Source organism: Flavobacterium pygoscelis, assembly GCF_023162025.1.
GTDB classification, from domain to species: domain Bacteria; phylum Bacteroidota; class Bacteroidia; order Flavobacteriales; family Flavobacteriaceae; genus Flavobacterium; species Flavobacterium pygoscelis.
Window position 1 is genome coordinate 1 of sequence record NZ_JALNUB010000031.1, and the last position, 3716, is coordinate 3716.

Below are 3716 nucleotides of genomic sequence, written 5' to 3' on the forward strand. Positions count from 1 at the left end.
CAACTACTGCCAACAGCCGTTTGGCGAGATTGGGGTTTTAGTGGAATTAGCGTTTTTTATCATATCTTCGTTTCGGCAGAAAATACTCTGCTTTAAAGTCCCCAACCTCGCCAAGCGCCAAGACGTTAGCAGTAACCTTAAAAAAAAACACAGAAATCAATAAACTAAAACAACAAATGAAAAAATGTATTTGGTGTTAAAAAACAGAAATAAACGTAAATTTTAAAAAGTTAGCTCATACAATTCCTCAAACACTTGGCGGAAAAAATATTTGTGAAAATGTTTGCGATAATTGTAATCTGTATTTTGGAAGTTACAATAATAAATTGCCTCCGATTGAAACTGTAATTAAAGAAACGTTTAATATTTCTCGTGCAAGGTTCTTGTCAGTGGATAATCAAATTGGTAAAAATAAAGCAATGCCAAAGTTTTCTTCAATTTATTTTAATGTTGATTTTTTGAACAATAAATTTAAATTAAAAGCAAGTTATAAATACAATTCTTTTTTTCAAGAGAAAATATCAAGACAATTTAAAAAAGGATTATACAAAGTGTTTTTGGAAGAAATTGAAAGACAAAATAAAGATGGACATAATGAAAAATATAACTTTATTAGGGAATTTAGTCGCTATGATTTAGGTGATTATCCCGTATTTTATTTTCAAAGAAAACACGGGATAATAATGATGACTAAAGATTGGGCAAGAACTCCTGAATTATTTTTAAGTGACGACTTAAAGTTTAAATACTTAATAAATGAACCTTGCTTTTTTGAATTTGAATTATTAGGACATGTTTTTGGTATAGCAACTTCAAAACATTGGGAAATAGCTTTTGATAATTATATAAAAAAAACAAGTGAGGCAAAAAAAGAAAATTTTAAAAGCTTTAAATTAGTTAAAAATTTTAATGATGTAGATTTAACTTTGTCAATACTAAATGGATAAAAAGGCTACTGCTAACAGCCGTTTGGCGAGATTGGGGTTTTAGTGGACTTAACGTTTTTTATCATATCTTCGTTTCGGCAGAAAATACTCTGCTTTAAAGTCCCCAACCTCGCCAAGCGCCAAGACGTTACCTGATAGTTACCGAAAAGCGAAAGCCAACCTACTTAAAATCAAATAAATGGATAAAGAAACTGCAGAATATATTGTCACATATTTTTTTAGTCTTTTACCCGAAAAAGAAAAGCTTGCGTGGAGACATCACTCTTCAATTTTAAAACTTGAAGATAATGATAACCCTAAAGCTTGGGAAATTTATAAACGAAAAGGTTGGATTACTGATGACAAAGAAGTTTTAGATTTATTGAAAGTTGGATATGATAATTTTGAACTTAATACGGCTGAAAAAATCATTAAAAATTATCCTGAAAAAGTTTTTTTAAATGAATGTCCAAAATGTAAAAAATTAGCAAGAACGCCAAAAGCTAAACAATGCAGATTTTGCGGTTTTGATTGGCATAATTAAAACAACAGTAATATTCAAATATAGAATTAGTTTGCGCAGAAAATTCAAAGCAGAAACTTGAAAGTTGGAATGTGAAAGTTGGAATTGGCCAACAGAAACTTGAAAATTTCACTATTAAAATGATACTTTTGAAAAAAAAATAACCATCAGGTAACAGCCGTTTGGCGTGATTGGGGATTTAGTGGAATTAGCGTTTTTTTTATTACATTTACGTTAAGCCGAAAATACTCGGTTTCAAAAGTCCCCAACCACGCCAAGCGCCAAGACGTTGTGCGCAAGACTAAAAAACCGGACGGAATAAATCACGAAAATTAACTCTATGAATCTATTCAAATTATTTTTCAAAAAAGACAAAATTGAGAAAACTGATACTCAGTCTTTCACTAAAAAAAACGAAATTATCGAAGAAAATGACGACCAAAATCATCCTGAATGGGATGATGTTTTTTATGCTCGGGCGACGAATGATTTGAATAAAATGCTGGAAGTGGTTAATGTAAAAACTGATTTGGTAAATAGACATTTCCTACTTCAAACGATAGTTGGCGAAACTTATAAGTTAAGAGATCAAGAAAATTTCAAAAATCTCTGTCTTAAATATTCCGAAATTCATTTATTGGAATTCCCGGAAATTGCACTTGCTTTAAAAAAAGATATGGATGGAGTTTTACCGAGAGTATCAACATTTCAAAATTATGCGACATTACTAACAGAGTTGGGAGAATTTGAAAAAGCAATTTCTGTATGTGAAATGGCAATTTCTTATGAACTTAGCGATGGAACCAAATCGGACTATGAGGGAAGAATCGAGAGAATTAAGAAAAAAAACAACGTGATATAAGTCCAGCGCACAACAGCCGTTTCAAGCAATTGCGGAGATTTTCCTAGCCGGATATTTGATTTTCACGAAGAAAGATTATCTTGGTGGAAAATCCTCAGTTCGCTAAAATCCGCAACTGCGTGAAGCGGCGGGACGTTAGCGGTCAGCAGCGTTGGAGCAAATAAAACTGGAGTGAAATAGAAAATATTTAGAATTTTAAAATATAAATTTCATCGATTTTTTTGAGTTTTTAAGATTAAAAATTGAAGTTGATTATGTTTGTAGAAAGCAGAAACTTGAAAGTTGGAATCTGATTAAGTTTGTAGTATGTGGAAACTGGAATGTTAGAATTTATCGAGATAACAAAAGAGAAAAATGAAGATATTAGCTGAATATTGAAATGATAAATAGAAGCTTAAAAAGCGAAATTTTCTCGATTTTTTTTTGAATTTTAAAGTGATAGAAGATGCTTAATAAAATATTTGGCAGAAATTATAAAGGCAATAATTATAATTTGGAATAGACATTTACAATAAATATACTGCCGAACCGCTAACAGCCGTTTGCCGTGATTGCGGGTTTAGTGGAATTAACATTTTTATTCATATCTTCGTTTCGGTAGAATATACTCTGCTAGAAAATCCGCAACCACGTCAAGCGCCAAGACGTTAGTGGCAAGCTCAAAGAAAATAAGACGTAATAAACTGAATTACAAAAAGTTAAAATATTTAAAACTTATAAAATGTGAGTTTGAGTTGCAAAGCTTTGGAATTAAAAAGAATTAAAAAATTGATGTTTAACTAAAAAAACTTGAAAAGGGGAATCTGAAAAGTAGAAACTTGAAAGTTGGAATGTGCCAAAAGAAACTTGAAAAACGGAAACTTTAAATTTAGAATGCGCCAATTTGGAATGCGCCAACAGAAAATTGAAAAGTGGAATGTGAAGAGTGGAAATTTGAAAGTTGGAATGTGCCAAAAGAAACTTGAAAAGCCGAAACTTGAAATTTGGAATGCGCCAACAGAAAGTTAAAAAGTGGAATCTGAAAATTGAAAACTTGAAAATTGGAATCTGCCAAAAGAAACTTGAAAAGTGGAATCTGAAATGTGAATTCTGAAAAATTGGAATCTGAAAAATAAATGTTTAACAATAGAAACGTGAAATTCAGTACTTTAAAAGAGCCAGCCACTAACAGCCGTTTGGCGAGATTGGGGTTTTAGTGGAATTAGCGTTTTTTATTCATATCTTCGTTTCGGCAGAAAATACTCTGCTATAAAGTCCCCAACCTCGCCAAGCGCCAAGACGTTGGCAGTAATTGTGGCGCAGAATGGGAAAAAATTGAAGTTTAACTGAAAAATTGAAATGGAACGGATAAATAAATATTGGTATTTTATTGTTGCTTTATTTATATTCTTTATGTTTTATAAAC

General features: G+C 31.4%; 3 protein-coding genes. All 3 read left to right on the top strand.

Annotated elements, in window-relative coordinates:
* The first annotated feature begins 419 nt into the window (after positions 1-419).
* Positions 420-947, top strand: a complete 528-nt coding sequence (locus MW871_RS16145; RefSeq protein WP_248429374.1) for a hypothetical protein — start codon at positions 420-422, stop codon at positions 945-947.
* A 178-nt stretch (positions 948-1125) separates the two neighbouring features.
* A complete protein-coding gene (locus tag MW871_RS16150) occupies positions 1126-1470 on the top strand; it encodes a hypothetical protein (RefSeq protein ID WP_188051746.1) in 345 nt (114 codons plus the stop codon).
* 319 nt (positions 1471-1789) lie between these two features.
* Positions 1790-2311 carry a hypothetical protein gene (locus MW871_RS16155; protein ID WP_248429375.1) on the top strand — a complete coding sequence of 174 codons (522 nt, stop codon included), beginning with the start codon at positions 1790-1792 and terminating at the stop codon, positions 2309-2311.
* Positions 2312-3716 lie beyond the last annotated feature (1405 nt).

What these genes read in the sequence shown, in the direction of transcription:
- MW871_RS16145 (WP_248429374.1), top strand. Translation starts at nt 420, where the DNA reads ATGCCAAAGTTTTCTTCAATTTATTTTAATGTTGATTTTTTGAACAAT.
- MW871_RS16150 (WP_188051746.1), top strand. Translation starts at nt 1,126, where the DNA reads ATGGATAAAGAAACTGCAGAATATATTGTCACATATTTTTTTAGTCTT.
- MW871_RS16155 (WP_248429375.1), top strand. Translation starts at nt 1,790, where the DNA reads ATGAATCTATTCAAATTATTTTTCAAAAAAGACAAAATTGAGAAAACT.